Source organism: Paenibacillus sp. YYML68 (genome assembly GCF_027923405.1).
Taxonomy (GTDB): domain Bacteria; phylum Bacillota; class Bacilli; order Paenibacillales; family NBRC-103111; genus Paenibacillus_G.
In genome coordinates, this window is record NZ_BQYI01000001.1 from 692501 (window position 1) to 695000 (window position 2500).

Below are 2500 nucleotides of genomic sequence, written 5' to 3' on the forward strand. Positions count from 1 at the left end.
CTCCTTGGGGTTGTAGGACCTCGATGTGGCAAAAGCTTGTTAGGCGAAGCGGTCTGGAAAGGCCCGGCACAGTAGGTAAAACCCCTGTAGCCAAAAGCGAGCGTATGCCTAGAGGGATCCTGAGTACGGCGGGACACGTGAAACCCCGTCGGAATCCGGCAGGACCATCTGCCAAGGCTAAATACTCCCTGGTGACCGATAGTGAAGCAGTACCGTGAGGAAAGGTGAAAAGAACCGCGGGAGCGGAGTGAAAAAGAACCTGAAACCGTGTGCTTACAAGAAGTCAGAGCCCGTCTTGATATTTCCTTCGGAAAATCAGGGGTGATGGCGTGCCTTTTGTAGAATGAACCGGCGAGTTACGTTTGCGTGCAAGGTTAAGGTGAGAAGCCGGAGCCATAGCGAAAGCGAGTCTGAATAGGGCGCTAAAGTACGTAGACGTAGACCCGAAACCGTGTGATCTACCCCTGTCCAGGGTGAAGGTGCGGTAACACGCACTGGAGGCCCGAACCCACGAATGTTGAAAAATTCGGGGATGAGGTGGGGGTAGGGGAGAAATTCCAATCGAACTCGGAGATAGCTGGTTCTCCCCGAAATAGCTTTAGGGCTAGCCTCGGGATTAGCGTAGCGGAGGTAAAGCACTGATTGGGTGCGGGGCCCGCCAAGGGTTACCAAGTCCAGTCAAACTCTGAATGCCGCATACGTATACCCGGGAGTCAGACAGTGAGTGCTAAGATCCATTGTCAAGAGGGAAACAGCCCAGATCATCAGCTAAGGTCCCCAAGTGTGTGTTAAGTGGGAAAGGATGTGGAGTTGCACAGACAACCAGGATGTTGGCTTAGAAGCAGCCACCATTTAAAGAGTGCGTAATAGCTCACTGGTCGAGTGACTCTGCGCCGAAAATGTAACGGGGCTAAACACACCACCGAAGCTATGGGTCCATTAAGGGCAGTAGGGGAGCGTTGTATGCGGGTAGAAGCTAGATCGTGAGGACTGGTGGACTGCATACAAGTGAGAATGCCGGTATGAGTAACGAAAAGATCAGTGAGAATCTGATCCGCCGTAAGCCTAAGGGTTCCTGAGGAAGGCTCGTCCGCTCAGGGTAAGTCGGGACCTAAGGCGAGGCCGAAAGGCGTAGTCGAAGGACAACAGGTTGAAATTCCTGTACCACCGTGAACCGTTATGAGCAATGGGGTGACGCAGAAGGATAGTGACGCGGACTGATGGATGTCCGTCCAAGCAGCGAGGCTGGTTAGTAGGCAAATCCGCTAACCGTAAGGCTGAGCTGTGACGGGGAGGGAAATAAAAGTACCGAAGGTCATGAGTTCAAGCTGCCAAGAAAAGCCTCTAGCCAGGGAGAAGGTGCCCGTACCGCAAACCGACACAGGTAGGCGAGCAGAGCATGCTAAGGCGCGCGGAAGAACTCTCGTTAAGGAACTCGGCAAAATGACCCCGTAACTTCGGGAGAAGGGGTGCCTCGGTAGGGTGAATAGCCCGAGGGGGCCGCAGTGAAAAGGCCCAAGCGACTGTTTAGCAAAAACACAGGTCTGTGCGAAGCCGCAAGGCGAAGTATACGGGCTGACGCCTGCCCGGTGCTGGAAGGTTAAGGGGAGCGGTTAGGAGCAATCCGAAGCTGTGAACCGAAGCCCCAGTAAACGGCGGCCGTAACTATAACGGTCCTAAGGTAGCGAAATTCCTTGTCAGGTAAATTCTGACCCGCACGAATGGCGTAACGACTTGGGCGCTGTCTCGACGAGAGATCCGGTGAAATTTTAATACCTGTGAAGATGCAGGTTACCCGCGACAAGACGGAAAGACCCCATGGAGCTTTACTGCAGCTTGATATTGGACTTTGGTACGATCTGTACAGGATAGGTGGGAGCCTGAGAAGCCGGAGCGCCAGCTTCGGTGGAGGCGCCGTTGGGATACCACCCTGATCGTATCGGAGTTCTAACCTGGTACCGTAATCCGGTATGGGGACAGTGTCAGGTGGGCAGTTTGACTGGGGCGGTCGCCTCCTAAAATGTAACGGAGGCGCCCTAAGGTTCCCTCAGAATGGTTGGAAATCATTCGAAGAGTGCAAAGGCATAAGGGAGCTTGACTGCGAGACAAACAGGTCGAGCAGGGACGAAAGTCGGGCTTAGTGATCCGGTGGTACCGTATGGAAGGGCCATCGCTCAACGGATAAAAGCTACCCTGGGGATAACAGGCTTATCTCCCCCAAGAGTCCACATCGACGGGGAGGTTTGGCACCTCGATGTCGGCTCATCGCATCCTGGGGCTGAAGTAGGTCCCAAGGGTTGGGCTGTTCGCCCATTAAAGCGGTACGCGAGCTGGGTTCAGAACGTCGTGAGACAGTTCGGTCCCTATCTGTCGCGGGCGTAGGAAATTTGAGAGGAGCTGTCCTTAGTACGAGAGGACCGGGATGGACGTACCGCTGGTGTACCAGTTGTTCCGCCAGGAGCACGGCTGGATAGCCAAGTACGGACGGGATAAGCGCTGA

General features: G+C 54.5%; 1 rRNA gene (only partly in view). It reads left to right on the plus strand.

Features of this window, described 5'->3' with window-relative positions:
* Positions 1-2500, plus strand: a 23S ribosomal RNA gene (locus PAE68_RS03075) (it extends past both window edges: 288 nt to the left, 143 nt to the right).